This is a genomic window from Sulfurovum sp. UBA12169 (assembly GCA_002742845.1).
GTDB lineage: Bacteria > Campylobacterota > Campylobacteria > Campylobacterales > Sulfurovaceae > Sulfurovum.
Window position 1 is genome coordinate 341,323 of sequence record DLUH01000005.1, and the last position, 15,217, is coordinate 356,539.

At 41.0% G+C, this 15,217-nt stretch carries 15 protein-coding genes; 10 read left to right on the plus strand and 5 right to left on the minus strand.

Annotated features, from left to right (window positions below):
* Nucleotides 1-131 precede the first annotated feature (131 nt).
* The 5 genes from CFH81_06695 to CFH81_06715 are packed head-to-tail and all read left to right on the plus strand — an operon-like array spanning nt 132 to nt 4,293.
* Nucleotides 132-1,349: a secretion system protein F gene (locus tag CFH81_06695; GenBank protein ID DAB40448.1), complete on the plus strand. Its 1,218-nt coding sequence runs from the start codon at nt 132-134 to the stop codon at nt 1,347-1,349.
* Nucleotides 1,350-1,386: 37 nt separating this feature from the next.
* Nucleotides 1,387-2,139 carry a hypothetical protein gene (locus tag CFH81_06700; GenBank protein ID DAB39903.1) on the plus strand — a complete coding sequence of 251 codons (753 nt, stop codon included), beginning with the start codon at nt 1,387-1,389 and terminating at the stop codon, nt 2,137-2,139.
* Nucleotides 2,139-2,615, plus strand: a complete 477-nt coding sequence (locus CFH81_06705; protein DAB39904.1) for an RDD family protein — start codon at nt 2,139-2,141, stop codon at nt 2,613-2,615. Before CFH81_06700 ends, CFH81_06705 begins: the two co-directional genes overlap by 1 nt.
* Complete coding sequence (locus tag CFH81_06710; GenBank protein ID DAB39905.1) at nt 2,612-3,727, plus strand: MFS transporter; 1,116 nt, start codon at nt 2,612-2,614, stop codon at nt 3,725-3,727. Before CFH81_06705 ends, CFH81_06710 begins: the two co-directional genes overlap by 4 nt.
* Entirely contained in the window at nt 3,724-4,293 is a 570-nt protein-coding gene (locus CFH81_06715) for a molybdenum cofactor guanylyltransferase (protein DAB39906.1), read from the plus strand. The genes CFH81_06710 and CFH81_06715 overlap by 4 nt, the downstream gene beginning before the upstream one ends.
* Here the strand turns inward: CFH81_06715 and CFH81_06720 are convergent.
* Nucleotides 4,286-5,206, minus strand: coding sequence for a LysR family transcriptional regulator (locus tag CFH81_06720; GenBank protein DAB39907.1), 921 nt, complete (start codon nt 5,204-5,206; stop codon nt 4,286-4,288). The two genes, CFH81_06715 and CFH81_06720, sit on opposite strands and share 8 nt — an antisense overlap.
* A gap of 117 nt (nt 5,207-5,323) precedes the next feature.
* Here CFH81_06720 and CFH81_06725 point away from each other — a divergent pair, with 117 nt between their 5' ends.
* On the plus strand, nt 5,324-6,391 hold the full coding sequence (locus CFH81_06725) for a YeiH family putative sulfate export transporter (GenBank protein DAB39908.1): 1,068 nt from the start codon (nt 5,324-5,326) through the stop codon (nt 6,389-6,391).
* A gap of 66 nt (nt 6,392-6,457) precedes the next feature.
* On the opposite strand, the gene CFH81_06730 is transcribed toward CFH81_06725, so the two are convergent.
* Nucleotides 6,458-8,035, minus strand: a complete 1,578-nt coding sequence (locus CFH81_06730; GenBank protein DAB39909.1) for a Fis family transcriptional regulator — start codon at nt 8,033-8,035, stop codon at nt 6,458-6,460.
* 87 nt (nt 8,036-8,122) lie between these two features.
* Between CFH81_06730 and CFH81_06735 the strand changes: the two genes are divergently transcribed.
* On the plus strand, nt 8,123-9,478 hold the full coding sequence (locus CFH81_06735) for an NADP-specific glutamate dehydrogenase (protein ID DAB39910.1): 1,356 nt from the start codon (nt 8,123-8,125) through the stop codon (nt 9,476-9,478).
* 79 nt (nt 9,479-9,557) lie between these two features.
* Here CFH81_06735 and CFH81_06740 read toward each other — a convergent pair whose 3' ends face one another.
* The 3 genes from CFH81_06740 to CFH81_06750 form a co-directional block, all read right to left on the minus strand.
* A complete protein-coding gene (locus CFH81_06740; protein ID DAB39911.1) occupies nt 9,558-10,082 on the minus strand; it encodes a peptide deformylase in 525 nt (174 codons plus the stop codon).
* 9 nt (nt 10,083-10,091) lie between these two features.
* Nucleotides 10,092-10,679, minus strand: a complete 588-nt coding sequence (gene clpP, locus CFH81_06745) for an ATP-dependent Clp endopeptidase, proteolytic subunit ClpP (protein DAB39912.1) — start codon at nt 10,677-10,679, stop codon at nt 10,092-10,094.
* Nucleotides 10,680-10,783: 104 nt separating this feature from the next.
* Nucleotides 10,784-12,076, minus strand: a complete 1,293-nt coding sequence (locus CFH81_06750) for a trigger factor (GenBank protein DAB39913.1) — start codon at nt 12,074-12,076, stop codon at nt 10,784-10,786.
* Between the two features lie 90 nt (nt 12,077-12,166).
* On the opposite strand from CFH81_06750, the gene CFH81_06755 reads away from it, so the two are divergent.
* The 3 genes from CFH81_06755 to nifS all read left to right on the plus strand — a co-directional run bounded on the left by CFH81_06755 (nt 12,167) and on the right by nifS (nt 15,211).
* The gene (locus tag CFH81_06755; protein ID DAB39914.1) at nt 12,167-13,132 is read left to right on the plus strand and encodes an A/G-specific adenine glycosylase; all 966 of its coding nucleotides are present in this window, start codon (nt 12,167-12,169) and stop codon (nt 13,130-13,132) included.
* A 17-nt stretch (nt 13,133-13,149) separates the two neighbouring features.
* Complete coding sequence (folE, locus tag CFH81_06760; GenBank protein DAB39915.1) at nt 13,150-13,728, plus strand: GTP cyclohydrolase I FolE; 579 nt, start codon at nt 13,150-13,152, stop codon at nt 13,726-13,728.
* 292 nt (nt 13,729-14,020) lie between these two features.
* The gene (gene nifS, locus CFH81_06765; protein ID DAB39916.1) at nt 14,021-15,211 is read left to right on the plus strand and encodes a cysteine desulfurase, NifS family; all 1,191 of its coding nucleotides are present in this window, start codon (nt 14,021-14,023) and stop codon (nt 15,209-15,211) included.
* The last annotated feature ends 6 nt before the right edge of the window (nt 15,212-15,217 follow it).

A 15,217-nucleotide genomic window follows, 5' to 3' on the forward strand; every position in this document is an offset into this window, starting at 1 on the left:
AAATGATGCTTATTTGGCATTACGAAATTTTTCTTTCCTGCTTGCTATGGAGCACACAAAACCAAGACAATCTAAAAACCAAAGCAAAAAAAGTTATAATAGCAACAATCAACAACAAGGATATTGGCTCAATGCTCTTTAAATATAGAGGTTTTGATAAAACAGGCAAAAAAGCCAAAGGTACAATAACTGCAAGCAGTGTGGAAGAAGCTGCTCAAAAACTCCGCAATCAAAATATTTACTATGAATCATTGACGCCCGCAAAAGAATTTTCTCTAGAAATGTTTTCAAAGCGCCAAATGTCAGGAGAGCAGCTTAGCACTTTCTCCAAAGAGCTTTCCTCTTATCTCGGCTCAGGAATGACTATACTTACAGCCATTAAATTGATGGAAAATCAACACGAAGAGGAAAAAAGATATCTCTCGTTTCTAAACTCCATTAAAACAATGATAGATGAAGGTAAATCTCTCTATCATGCGCTCAATACACAAAAAGTCTATACGTTGCCTGAATTTTATCTGCAGAGTCTTAACGTTGCCGGACAAAGCGGAAAAATGGTCGAGGTGCTGATCAATATGGGAAATTTTTTCTCTGCCCAAAATAAAGTAAAGAAGCAGGTTAAAGGAGCAATGGTCTACCCCTCCATTATCTTTACTGTAGCAATTGCGATGACTGCCTTTTTGATCACATTTGTCGTACCTAAAATTACCAGTATTTTTGAAGATACCGATCAACAGCTGCCGCCTATTACGCAGTTTGTGCTTCATATCAGTGATTTTTTAACCGCACATTACCTTGCTTTAGCGATAGGAATTGTTTTCATTGTTGCGATCTATAAACTAGCTTATGCAAAAAGTGAAAGTTTTCATAAGCTTATCGATACCCTATGGCTTAAGTCGCCCGTCATAAGTACATTGATCCAAAATCATGAACTAGGAAGATTCTCCTACATCCTCTCGCTCATGCTGGATTCTGGAGTAGCCTATGCACAGGCGGTAAAGCTCGCGGCTGCTACTTTTGGGAATTATGCTCTAAAGGATCTTTTTGAAAAAGCTGTCATCAAGGTTATGGAAGGAAACAAACTTTCAAACTCTCTGCAGGCGATCAAGGGGACCAAACCAAAAAGAAACTTTATGCAATCCCTTGCTTTAGGCGAAGAGTCCAGTGAGGTAGCCAATATTTTAAGCAACATCTCCAAACTCTACACCGAAGAGAACGAAGACCGGCTTAAAATCTTGCTGGCGCTGCTTGAACCCGCAATGATGCTTTTCATCGGTGTCGTGGTAGGTATTATTGTCTCTGCAATGCTGCTTCCTATCTTTACCATGACTCAAGGGCTTTCACACTAAAAAGCATCATTGACATATATCAAAAAAGGAAATAACCATGTACTGGAAAAAGTCTATCATTATCACGCTTCTTGGCCTGTCAAGCCTCTATGGCAAAACACTTCAAGGAGAAATCTCCTTGGGAATCTTTAACCATACTCCTTCTGGAAATGCCTCCTATACGCTTCCGGGAGAGATTATGAATGCTGCGGTTGATTTAGAAAATACATTTGGCTGGAAGCAGGAGAACAATGTGATGTTTAAAGCTTATCTTGAGCACCCTCTCCCTTTTCTTCCCCATATGAAAATAAGTTATACAAATCTTTCGCATGCGGGACAAAATAATACTACAGATTTTTTTTGGGGAAATATTATCTCTTTTGACGGATCTGTAGCAAGCAGTCTGGATCTAAAGCTCTATGATATCACCCCCTATTATGAAATTTTGGACAATGACATAGAAGTCGACCTGGGAGTCACTCTAAGATATATCAATGGCGATATTGCCGTAAACACATTGTTTCAAAACGAGACGACAGATTTTGAGAGCTTAGTTCCCATGCTGTACGGCAAGGCGAAAATTACCGTTCCGGGGACCGCTATCGGCGTGCAGTGTGAAGTTAACGCCATCAGCACAGATGAGACTACTTTTTATGACTATGAAATAGGTGCCCGCTATTCCTTCGGATCAGGTTTAAGTCTTGAGGGGGGATATAAAGCCTTTCACCTTGACAGCGACGAACTTGCCGATGGACTCAAAACAAACATTGACTTTAAAGGCCCCTACACTATGCTTGCATGGAGTTTTTAATGGCAAAAAATAGATTTAGAAAGATCAAGCAAGGAAACAAATCAACCCAAAAGATAGACACTTCTCCTTCACGCGCTTACGCCAAAAGCGCCACAAAGATAAAAGCATTTTTAACTGACAGTTTTATGCTTTTGATGCCCATTATGTACGTGGTCTTTTATTTGATCATGGACGGAAGAGAAGATTTTGAAGCGCACAGGCTTGCCGGATGGATTTACATTCTTGCCCCTCTGGTGATCATCCAGACTCTGTTTATGTTGAAATCGGCACAAACACCCGGATACCGTGCATACGGATTGAAAATTATTGATGAATCTACAGGAGAAAAGCCTATCGCAGGAATTATACTTTTTAGAAATTTGTGTGCTGTTTTATCTTTTTTATCTTTTTTCGGCTGGATCATGATGTTCTTCAGAAAAGACCACAAAACATTACATGATCTTTTAAGTCACACTGCTGTTATTGATGCCGAATGAAACTGCAAACCACACTCTTTTCTCCGCTTTTGGGCGGCTATTATTTTTTTTATTTTGCCCTAGTCGGTGTCTATGTCGTCTTTATGCCAAAGGTATTGCTCTCTTTGGGGTACAATGCTTTTGAGGTAGGCGTAATTTACGCTGCTGCGCCTTTTATGCGTTTTTTACTCCCCTTTGTTTTTCGCCACTATCTCACTCTTACTTCCAGAGTCTATTTTTTCTCCCTTTTAGTTACTTTTACCGGAACATTACTCTTTTTGATCACCATACAGAATTTCTGGATCTATCTTTGTGCCAATCTGCTTTTTGGCGCAGCAATGGGGATTTCCCTTCCCTATGTAGAAACCATCGCTCTTGCCACCTTGCCAAAAAATCATTACGGAAAAATACGTCTCTGGGGCTCTTTGGGTTTTATGGGTATAACTTTATGGCTGGGACGCAAATTAAGCATACCGTTTGACGCGCTCTACTATCTGGGCGCCACGGCATTGCTTACCTTTTTATTTGGTGCTCTCTTGGTGCAATACGATACAATCCCCCACGGGGGATCCAAAGAGGATGCCAGTTTTTCTCTTTTGAAGTATTGGGCTTTCTGGACTTCTGTCTTTTTAATGCAGGTAGGGTTTGGAGGGTTTTATAACTTTTTTACCATCTATGAAACCGCTCACGGTATTTCGCTTGAAATGACAAGCTGGATGTGGAGCTTTGGTGTAATCTGTGAAATTATTATGCTCTACTTTCAGGGCCCGCTTCTTCAAAGAAATTTACTTCATATTTTACAATTTGCAACCCTCGTAACTGCTCTAAGATGGCTGATGCTTTATTTTTTTGCAGATTCAGTGATTCTTACATTTGCTTCACAATCCCTGCATGCAGTAAGCTTCGCACTCTATCATACCGCAGCCATTACCTATGTCTTTTCACTTTATACACAAAAAAAGCTTGCGCAACAGTTTTTTTTAGGTATCGCTTTTGGCCTCGGCGGTTCTGTGGGCGCCATTCTTTCTGGGAAAATGTACGGGGAGTACCTTTTCCTCATAGAGTCCTTAATTACTTTTATTGCATTTTTGGTATTATTGGTACATCAAAAGCGTAGAGTATATATCAGATGAATAAAAAACAAAGTGTTGCTGTTGTATTTGCCGGAGGCAAAAGTTCACGGATGGGGACAGACAAGGCCCTGCTTCCCTTTGGCAAGTATCCCACACTCAGCGAGTTTCAATATTTTAAACTTTCTGCATTGTTTCACAAAGTATATCTCTCAACCAAAGAAAAAAAATTTGATTTCACGGATGCACTTATTTTTGATTGCCAGAGAGAGTCCTCCCCTCTTGTGGGGATTGTTTCTGTTTTTGAAGCCCTGAATGCAGATGAAGTGTTTATATTGAGCGTAGATATGCCGTTTGTCGATAAAGAGATTATCCGAATACTGCAAGAAAATAATTCACAAAAATGGGACGCGATTGTAGCAAAAAGTCCCAAGGGCATACAGCCCCTGTGCGGTTTTTATAAAAAAAGTATCCTTTCTTTGGCCCGTAACCGTCTGGCTACAGGCGACCACCGCTTACAAAGTCTGCTCGAGGAGGCCCAAACACATTATGTGGCTTTTGATTCGGACATACCCTTTGCCAATCTCAACACTCCCGATGACTACCAGAATGCGCTGGAGATTATTTAATATGCTTAAATCTCGTATTCTGATCAGATTCTAGCATCTGAATCATCAATTTCTTGGAAAAATAGACAAATTTTTCGAAAAGCGTGCTGTGGTATTTATCTTTATGGTATATCATCAAAAAATCTCTTTTACAATAAAAATTTTTCACATCAACACGATAAAGCTTACCTTCTTTGAGCTCATTTTCTACAGAAATTTTAGAGATACATGTCAAACATTCGCGATTGGTCAAAATGCTTTTGATAGATTCTGTATGTCCAAGTTCCAAAAAGATATTTAACTTGTCTACTTTATCCTTGATATAGTTTAAAAAGACCTCTCTTGTTCCCGAACCCTCTTCTCTAAGAATCCATTTCTCTTTCGCCAACTCATCTATATAGCAACTCTTATTGAATTTTGGGCTTGAACTGATTACCAGAAGTTCATCTACGCCTATCTTCTCCTTGATGATATCGGGCCCCAAAACCAATCCTTCCACAAAACCGATATCGATAGCTCCTTCCTGGATCATCTGTGCAATTTCTTTTGTATTTCCCTCTTTAAGGGTGATTTTTACATCGGGATATGAACTCATATAGCTGCAAATTATGGTAGGCATCAAATAATCGACAATGGTCGTACTCGCGCCCACGCGAATCATCCCTTTATTTTCTGAATTTTTAAATTCATATTCGATATCAGCAAGCTTTTTAAAAATTGGGTCGATCTCCTTATAAAAAGCACGTCCCACCTCATTGAGTACGAGCTTTTTGTTGATGCGGTCAAATACAGGTTTCCCCAAAATATTTTCAAGCTCTTTGATGGACATTGATACAGCCGATTGACTCAACTTCATCTCTTTGGCAACATTGGTTAAATGTCCAGAAGTTACCACATTGAGAAAAATTTCCATTTGTCTTAAAGTTAATTTCATTTTTGAACTCTTTTATTCAGATATTTTGATGATAATCTTATATTGGATTTATTTTTTATTATATCAAATTTACAGTACAATCTCAAGATTCTTATCAAAAATACTGAAGGAATTTGCATGCCTTTTTCTCCCCAAAAACGTTCAGGTACCCTTAATGGCATCTTATTTGTAGCCATATTTTCTGCTGCCGCAACTTACATCGCCGATATGGGGGTTATCAAAGCCCTAGGCCTTTCTCCTTTGGTTATCGGTATTGTCATGGGTATATTTTATGCCAACACCCTGCACAACAAATTTCCTGCTGCGTGGGAAAGCGGCATCACCTTTTCAGCAAAGAAAATTTTGCGTTTTGCTATCGTATTTTATGGGTTTAGGATTACATTTCAAGAGATTGGTGCAGTGGGAATGGAAGGTTTTCTGGTTTCACTTATTATGCTTTCTACTACCTTTATACTCGGCACATGGCTGGGCCAAAAGATTTTTGGCATGGACAGGGATACCTCCATACTAAATGCCTCCGGTGCTTCTGTTTGCGGGGCAGCAGCCGTACTTGCCACGGAGCCGGTACTCAAATCAGAAGAACACAAGGCAGCGATCGCAGTTTCCATGGTTGTTCTTTTTGGGACCATATCTATGTTTCTTTATCCTGTACTTTACACAATGTTCATAGAAAATGCTTCGGGTTTTTTGCATATGAATCCAAAAGAATTTGGTATCTATACAGGCGGAACGATTCATGAGGTTGCACAGGTAGTTGCTGTGCCATTTTCTATCCCCGGAGCACCCCAGGAGATGGCGGACGATGCCATAATAGTCAAAATGACACGAGTCATCATGATCGCGCCCATGTTGATCATTTTGGGTATCTACCTAAGCTTCTCAGCCAGAAAGAAAGGTGCCAAGACAGGAGGCGCTGTTAAGCTTGTTATTCCTTGGTTTGCAGTTTACTTTATCGGTGTTGCCGGGTTTAACTCGCTTCACCTTATTTCCGAAAACATTGTAGAGATTATCAACGAGATCGACACCTTCTTGCTAACTATGGCAATGACTGCGCTGGGGATGGGAACACGCTTTTCAAAGTTCAAAGGATTGGGACTGGCTCCCGTTTATACTTCAGCCATCATGTTTCTATGGCTTGTGGCGGGGGGATTTGTTGTGACTAAAGTCGTTTGTGCTACGCTATAGTTCAAAATCTCTTTTTTAGTGCAATGATAAAGTCCAAGAGTTCACTTATTACATCTAGGTGCATCTTTACTTCCTCCTGCGATAGCTTAAGGCTTCCAAAATATCTGATTTTTCGATTATCTCGTGCTTTCCGAGATCAGCAATCGTTCGTGCTATCTTCCTTATGCTTGCGATGCTTCTGTGTGACAGATCAAACTTACCGATAGCACCCTCAAGTACTGCCGCAGCATCATTGGCAAGCAGACAATACTGCTCTATCTCTTCTTCGCTCAACTTGCCGTTAAGACGCTCCTGCCCTCTTTGCTTTTGCATTTTAAACGCGTCGAACACCTGCTCATGCATCTGCTGCGAATTTATATCGCTTTTGTCTTCTCCTCCTACTTCCTGCATCACAACGAAAAGATCAATACGGTCCAAAAATGGATCAGAGAGTCTGTTTTGATACCGTTTAATCTCTACTTCACTGCAACGGCATACTTTGCTCTTTGAAAGCAAGTTCCCGCACGGACACGGATTCATTGCCGCAACGAACATAATGTCTGCTTCATATTCTATCTTTGCATTGACTCTGGCAATATGCACTTTTTTGTCTTGCAACGGCTCCCTTAGCGCCTCAAGTACATTCTTGGAAAAATGCGGAAGTTCATCAAAAAAAAGTATCCCCTTGTGGGCAAGCGCCACCTCTCCTATCTTCGCCTGCAAAGATCCTCCTCCGAAGATAGAAGCAGGAGTGGCTGTGTGATGCGGGGCGCGCATAGGCCGCAAGGCAGAAAAGCTTGGTACAATCCCGTCTAAAAACTGATGTTTGGCTATGGAGAGCATCTCCTCTTCAAACAAAGGGGGCAAAATATTTTTGATACGCTTGGCGATCATGCTTTTTCCGCACCCCGGGCTTCCTTCCATTAAAAAATTATGCATTCCGGCTGCCGCAATAAGGGAAGCTCTCTTTGCGATATTCTGACCTTTTACATCTGCAAAATCGGCCTCATATTTCTGCTCAAAATAATAAATCCTCTCTCCAAACTCAACCTGATTTGCATCATAAGAAAACGCCTTTATATTTGCCTCAAAAGTTTTATTTTTTAAAATCTCTATGGCTTCATTAAGTGTTTCAATAGCAATAAAATCAACCCCGGAAATATGGCTGAGATAACAAATTGCTTCTTTTGGTACGACTGCCCGCTTGATAATCCCCTGTTCCTTGAGCGACAAGACCAAAGGAAACAGCATAGAACTTGACTTCACTTTACCGTCAAGCCCCAGTTCGCCAAAAACAAAAAGACCCTCTTCGTCAATTGTATGCTTATGCAGGGCGATCAAAAGAGCCAAGGAAAGATCAAAATGGGTTCCTGATTTTTTCAAATCCGAAGGACTTAAATTGACGGTGATCTTAAGCGGTGGAAAAACAAATCCATTGGTCAGCAATGCCGATTTCACACGCTCCTTTGCCTCTTGAATATCATTGCTCGCCAGCCCAACAACCGTAAACCCGGGCAAACCCTTAGTAAACGTTGCCTCCACTTCTATAGTTTTTGCATTAACACCCTCAAGGGTAGCACAAGTAAGGCGATTGACAATTACGGATTGTTTTTCTTTATTTTTGTTTTCCTGTGGAAAATTACCACTATCTGTTTTTGCATTCATAGGTGAAGTTTACACAAATGACTAAAAAAATATAAAAATATGTCAAATTGTAATATAATATGGCCATTTATTTTTCCAAGGAGTTCCATGAATTATATTGATAAAGCAATGAAACGCGCGACAGAAACCAACTGCAAAGAAGGTGCAAATTTTTTTCAGGCGCTTAAAGAAGTCCTGGTCTCCATAGAGCCCCTGATCCAAAATCATCCCGAATATGAATATTACAATATCATAGAGCGCATCATATCACCCAACAGAGAGATTCATTTTAAAGTTGAATGGCTGGATGATAAAAACAATATTCGTGTCAATAATGGCTACAGAATACAATTTAATAATGCTCTGGGGCCCTATAAAGGAGGCGTACGTTTTCATCCCAGTGTCAATACAGATATTTTAAAATTTCTAGCCTTTGAACAAATCTTTAAAAACGCGCTTACAGGATTGCATATAGGCGGGGCAAAGGGCGGAGCTGATTTTGACCCCAAAGGAAAAAGCGATAATGAAATCATGAAATTTTGCCAGTCATTTATGTCTGCATTTTACAACAGCATAGGCTCGGATATCGATATATTGGGCGGAGATATCGGAGTGGGGGAGCGAGAGGTAGGCTATCTGTTTGGGCAGTACAAACTGTTGACCAATTCTTACGACAGCATCATTACCAGCAAGCCTCTCTCGCTGGGAGGAAGCCTTGGCCGCACGGAAGCAACCGGATATGGGCTCATCTATTTTACCGAAACGCTTTTGCAAGATCAAAACGATACACTCAAAGGCAAGATTTGTGCTGTGAGCGGAAGCGGAAATGTTGCCGTTCATGCGATTGAAAAGCTTTATGATTTGGGAGCTATCCCTGTTACCTGCTCAGATTCAAGAGGTGCGATACACGACAGCAACGGTATCGATCTGGCCCTTCTTAAAAAAATCAAATTTGAACGCAGAGCTTCTTTGGAGTATTATGCTTTGGAGAGAAAAAGTGCCGTCTATGTAAAAAATGATGCCTTCAATAACGGATCAAACTACGTATGGCAAATTCCCTGCTTCGCCGCTTTTCCGTGCGCTACACAAAATGAACTTGACAGTATCGCCGCACAAGCGCTCATCAGCAATAACGTCAAGATCATAGCAGAAGGCGCCAACATGCCTACCGTGCCGGAAGCCATAGATCTGTTTGTAGCAAACGGGGTGCTCTTTGCCCCTGCCAAGGCAGCCAATGCGGGAGGAGTTGCGGTTAGCGTGCTTGAAATGGGTCAAAATAACTCTCTTAATTATTTCTCTTTCGAAGAGGTTGACCAAAAGCTGCAAAATATCATGTCCAATATCTATCTTCACATGAAAAAAACGTGCGAAGAGTACGATTTGGGTACAGATTTTATCGCAGCGGCAAATATCTTAGGCTTCAAACGTGTAGCCAATGCCATGATCGCCCAAGGGGTTTTATAATCTCCTGCGGCGTTTCTTGCGAAGGGTGGTCATTTTCTTTGCTGTTTCTTCCGCGGCACAATACATAAAAGTAAAAAATTTATAAAGTTTTTTGTCGTTTTTTCCACTCTTTTTCAAATTTTTTACGTTTAATATAAGAAAGTTTTTCTATGAAAACTCTTCCTTCAAGATGGTCTATTTCGTGTTGCATTGCAATAGCAAGAAAATCATCGTCTTCTATAATATGGGTATTGCCTGCTCTGTCTTGATATTCTACTTTAACATGTTTTGCGCGATCAACATCTTCATAGACACCCGGCACACTAAGGCATCCCTCTTGAAAATGAGTAGCGCCGTCCATTTGAATAATGACGGGATTGATCATTTCTAATGTATTTTCTTTGGGTTGGCTGTGCTCGTTGTCTATTTCCTCTAGCGGTATATTGATGATTACTGCGCGCAAGTCAATTCCGATTTGGATGGCGGCAAGCCCGACACCGTTTTTGGCGATCATTGTGTCATACATGTCATCCAAGAGGGTGTGGATCTTTTGATCAAAAACCTCCACTTTTCTAGAAATTAACTTGAGTCTCTTATCAGGATAGACAACTATTTCTCTTACCATGCTTCAAACCTAACCAAAACTTTTTGTAAGCACTTTATCTATCAATCCGTATTCCATCGCCTCCTTGGCTGACATAAAATAGTCTCTTTCTGTATCCTTTTCTACCCTTTTGGCTGTTTTTCCTGTTTGGGCTGCCAATATCTCATTGAGCGTATCTTTAAGTCTTTGTATCTCTTGAGCCTGAATCTGGATATCGGTCGATTGCCCCTGTGCTCCGCCTGAAGGCTGATGTATCATAATGCGCGCATGAGGCAATGCATAACGCTTCCCTTTTGTTCCGCTTGAAAGCAGAAATGCCCCCATAGATGCTGCCTGACCGATACAAATCGTGACAATATCCGGTTTGATATAGTTCATCGTATCGTACATAGAAAGCCCGGAAGTGATCACGCCGCCCGGAGAATTGATATAAAAATAGATATCTTTATCGGGATCCTGCGCCTCAAGAAAAAGAAACTGTGCTACAATCGAAGATGCCACCTGGTCATTAACCTCTCCGCTCAACATAATGATCCTGTCTTTTAAAAGACGCGAATAAATATCATAACTTCTTTCACCTCTGCCTGTTTGTTCTATTACGTATGGAATATAACTCATAATGCACCTTTAATAATATATAGTTAAATAGATCACCCTATCGACTCAAATATACACTCTAATAGTTAACAGACAGCAGTTTTCTACTGCTGTCTGTTTATTTTTTATTGATGCAAACCTAAAAGTTTTGAAAAGAGTTTATCTTCAATCATGCCCATTTTTATAGCTGGAAGCAAATTGTTCTTCTGGTAATATTTGATCATTTCTTGTGGATTTTGCCCATGCATCATCGCCTCATAATAAATCACCTGCGTTACCTCTTGATCATTAACACTGATCTCTTCTTTTTTTGCCAATGCATCTACGATAAAGGTCGCCTTTACACTATCTGCAGCATCTTTTCTTACCTCATCACGAAGTGCTTCAACTTTTTCAGGATGCTCTTTGAAATCATTCAGTTCTTCTTGGCTCATCGCTCTGGCTTTTTCGTTTATTTTTGCATCAATCTCTTGCTCTACAATATTGCTAGGCAATGCAAAATCAAACTTCTCTACCAATGCTTCAATCAATTTTGGCTTAAGTTCGTCATTATAAATTTTGGAAACTTTTTCTGCTACGATTTGGTCTTTCACTTTCTCTTTAAGCATTTCCAATGTAGCATTTTCATCACCCTGCAACATTTTCTTCGCAAACTCATCATCTACGGCAGCAGGTACTTGTTCTTGAATTTCATGAAGTTTTACCTTGAACTCCGCCTCTTTGCCTGCCAAATCTTTTGCTTGGTATGTTTCCGGGAAAGTAACTTTGATCGTTTTTTCTTCTTCATACTGCATACCGATGATCTGCTCTTCAAATCCAGGGATAAATTGTCCTGATCCGATTTTAAGACTAAACTTTTCCGCTTTGCCTCCTGCAAAAGCAACACCATCGACAAATCCTTCGAAATCAATCACGGTCATATCTCCGTCTTTAACCATTCTTTTTCTTTTGATTTTTTGGAATGGCGCTTGCGCAGAAGCCAAACTCTGAAGTCTTTCCTCTATCTCTTCGGAAGAAGCTGCAGGCTGCTCAAAAGTCGGGATAATCTCTTCGTATCCCTTGGTATCAAAATTTGGTCTTGTAGAAATTTCTACTTCTACGTTTATGGCTGCATCTGTCTTTTCGTATTTTTTGAAAATAGGCTGGCCGAGAATTTCAGAAGCATTGATTCCGGCCTCTTTTACTCCCTGATCCATAAGGTCTCTCAATGCCTCTCCTTCAGCATCTTGCACCAATTTTTCACCGTGCATTTTTTTAACCACGTGTGCTGGAACTTTTCCTTTTCTAAAGCCGTCCACCTTCATCTCTTTGCCTGCTTTTGCTGCAAGTTTATCGACGTTTTGCGCTATTACACTGTTTTCTATCGTGCCGCTCACCAACACATTGGCGTTATCTATTTTATTTACCGTAACTTTCACTGCAATCCTTTGTTTTGTTTGTAAATGTCGTGATTTTATCAAAATATTGATAAAAAACGAACTATAGTTAAAATATGGCTATAATCCGGTATGCCAAAATCCCTTGCACAAATCCATAAAAATATCCAAAACTGGTATCAAAAACACGGTCGGCTAGACCTGCCTTGGCGCAATACCGACAACCTTTACTATATTTATATTAGCGAGGTCATGCTCCAGCAGACACAAGTTAAAACCGTTTTGGAACGCTACTATTTGCCTTTTATTGAACGCTTTCCCACGCTCAAAGCATTGGGCGAAGCGCCGCTGGATGACGTACTTAAGATGTGGGAAGGATTAGGGTACTACAACCGCGCCAAAAACCTTCATCAAACTGCTACACTTGTAGAGATCCTTCCCCATGAGATAGACAAACTTATCAGGCTGCCGGGCATAGGAAAAAATACCGCGCATGCCATCGCTGCTTTTGCCTTTAAGCAGCCCGTACCTGTGATGGAAGCCAATGTCAAACGTATTTTATGCCGGCTGCACCGGTTGAAAGATCCGGAAGAAAAACAACTGTGGGAGATAGCCGACAAGATGCTGGACCGGCTTCATTCCTTTAATTACAATCAGGCGATGATGGATATCGGTGCGATGATCTGTCTGTCCGGGAATCCCAAATGTGAGAGTTGTCCCCTCATAGATTTCTGCAAAGGAAAAGAGAACCCTGATCTCTATCCCGCCAAAAAGAAAAAAGTCGCGCCGCTTAAAAAACAAAATATCCTTGTGCGAATCTACAAAAATAAACTTGCCCTTACCCAAAGAAAAACAAAACTGCTGCACGGACTTTGGGGATTTGAAAGCATCGATACTCTGCCTTGCGCCGCAAAGTGCATAGGAGAAGTTTCGCACGCCTACTCGCACTTCAAGCTTCAATGCAAGGTTTTTGTTTATGAGGAGCGCAGCATCGGACAGGGAATTTATTTTAATTCCGACGAGATCAAAAAACTCGCCATCTCCAAAATAGACGAGAAGATACTTAAACTCTTTTTGCTACAATGTGAAAAAGATTAATAAATACAGGCATACCGATGGATAAAGAAAAAGAATTTGAAGAGGCAGTTACTAAAATCCTTGAGCTTTTAGGCGAAGATCCCCAAAGAGAAGGATTGCTCAAAACACCAAACCGTGTAGTTAAGGCATTGCAATTTTTAACAGAAGGGTACCATCAGGATCCCAAAGAGATCTTAAATCAAGCGCTCTTTTCCACAAGCAATGACGAGATGGTACTGGTTCGCGACATTGAATTTTACTCAATGTGTGAACACCATATGCTTCCGATCATAGGCCGCGTGCATGTAGCCTATATTCCCGATGGCCAAGTTGTTGGGCTTTCGAAAATCCCCCGCATCGTCAATGTCTATGCCAGACGCTTGCAGATACAAGAGCAGATGACTGAGCAGATCGCTGACGCTATTTTGGAGACCATCAAGCCAAAAGGTGTTGCCGTAGTAGTTCATGCGCGTCATATGTGCATGGAGATGAGAGGCGTACAGAAAATTAACTCCACAACTGTAAGTTCGGCCCTTCGAGGTCTTTTCAAAAAAGACGAGCGCACCAGAAGCGAGTTTTATAATCTTATCAACACGCCCACTCCTTCCAATTTTTAATCATACGTTTTCTTCTTGGGATTGACTTTGTTGATCCCGAATTTCATTTTACTCCAAGCAAACACTTTTTGATTGAGGCAAATCAAGCTTATTTAATTTAATTGGGAGTATAATCGTCCTCTTTTATTTTTCATTTTTATGTTATTTTAAGAAAAATAGCGTAAGATGCAAGAAATTAATTCGGACAAAATTTGTCTTAATTAAAAATAGACAAAACTTTTACTATAGTCCAAATCATAGTAAGAGGAATGAGGGGTGGGTTTCTACTCACCCCTAACTAGAAAGGATTATTATGCGAGTCTATCTAGACAATAATGCAACCACCATCGTCGATCCCCATGTATTTGAAGCCATGGAGCCCTATTTTGTACAAAAATACGGCAACCCAAACTCTTTGCATGCCTTTGCAAGCGAAACGCATCCGGCGATCAAACAGGCTATGGAGAAAATCTATGCGGGTATCCATGCGCCCAAAGAAGATAGCGTGGTTATTACCTCCTGCGCAACAGAGAGCAACAACTGGGTGCTTAAAAGTATTTACTTTCAGTATATTCTCACAGGAAGAAAGAACCATATTATTCTTAGCGAAGTGGAACACCCCTCTATCATTGCTACCGCAAAGTTCATTGAGAGTATGGGGTGCAGAGTTACCTATCTTCCAATTAACCACGAAGGACTGATAGATCCCCAAAGCGTAAGGGACAATATTACCGATAAAACTGCTTTAGTTTCAGTCATGTGGGTCAACAATGAAACAGGAGCTATCTTTCCCGTGCAAGAAATAGGCGATATATGCGCTGAGCATAAAGTACTCTTCCACACCGATGCGGTGCAAGCCATAGGGAAATTACCCGTGGATGTACAAAGTTTTAAGGTTGACTACCTCACAATGTCTGCGCACAAATTTCACGGACCAAAAGGCGTCGGTGCACTCTATATGAAAAAAGGCAAAGAGTTGTTGCCGCTTCTGCATGGAGGATCCCAAATGGGAGGCTACCGGTCGGGAACTCTTAATGTTCCTGGCATTGTAGGCATGGGCAAAGCTATGGAACAAGCAGTAGATGCGCTTGACTTTGAGATGAGCGACATCCGTGAAATGAGAGATGCGTTTGAAAATGAACTTCTTGAAATTCCGGATACATTTGTGGTCACACCCAGAGAGAAGAGAGCGCCCAACACCATCCTTATCTCTTTCAGGGGGATTGAAGGCGAATCTATGCTATGGGATCTCAACCGTGAAGGAGTTGCAGCAAGTACCGGTTCAGCCTGTGCAAGCGAAGATTTGGAATCCAACCCCGTCATGGAAGCCATAGGGGCGGAGGCGGATTTAGCTCATACCGCTGTGAGATTTTCACTAAGCCGTTATACAACGCAAGAAGAACTCGACTACACGCTTGAGGTAGTCAAAAGAGCCGTGGTAAGACTTCGAGGCATTTCAAGCTCTTATGCTTATGCGCCCGAGGGTTACAAGGGCGGAAATTAATCTAGA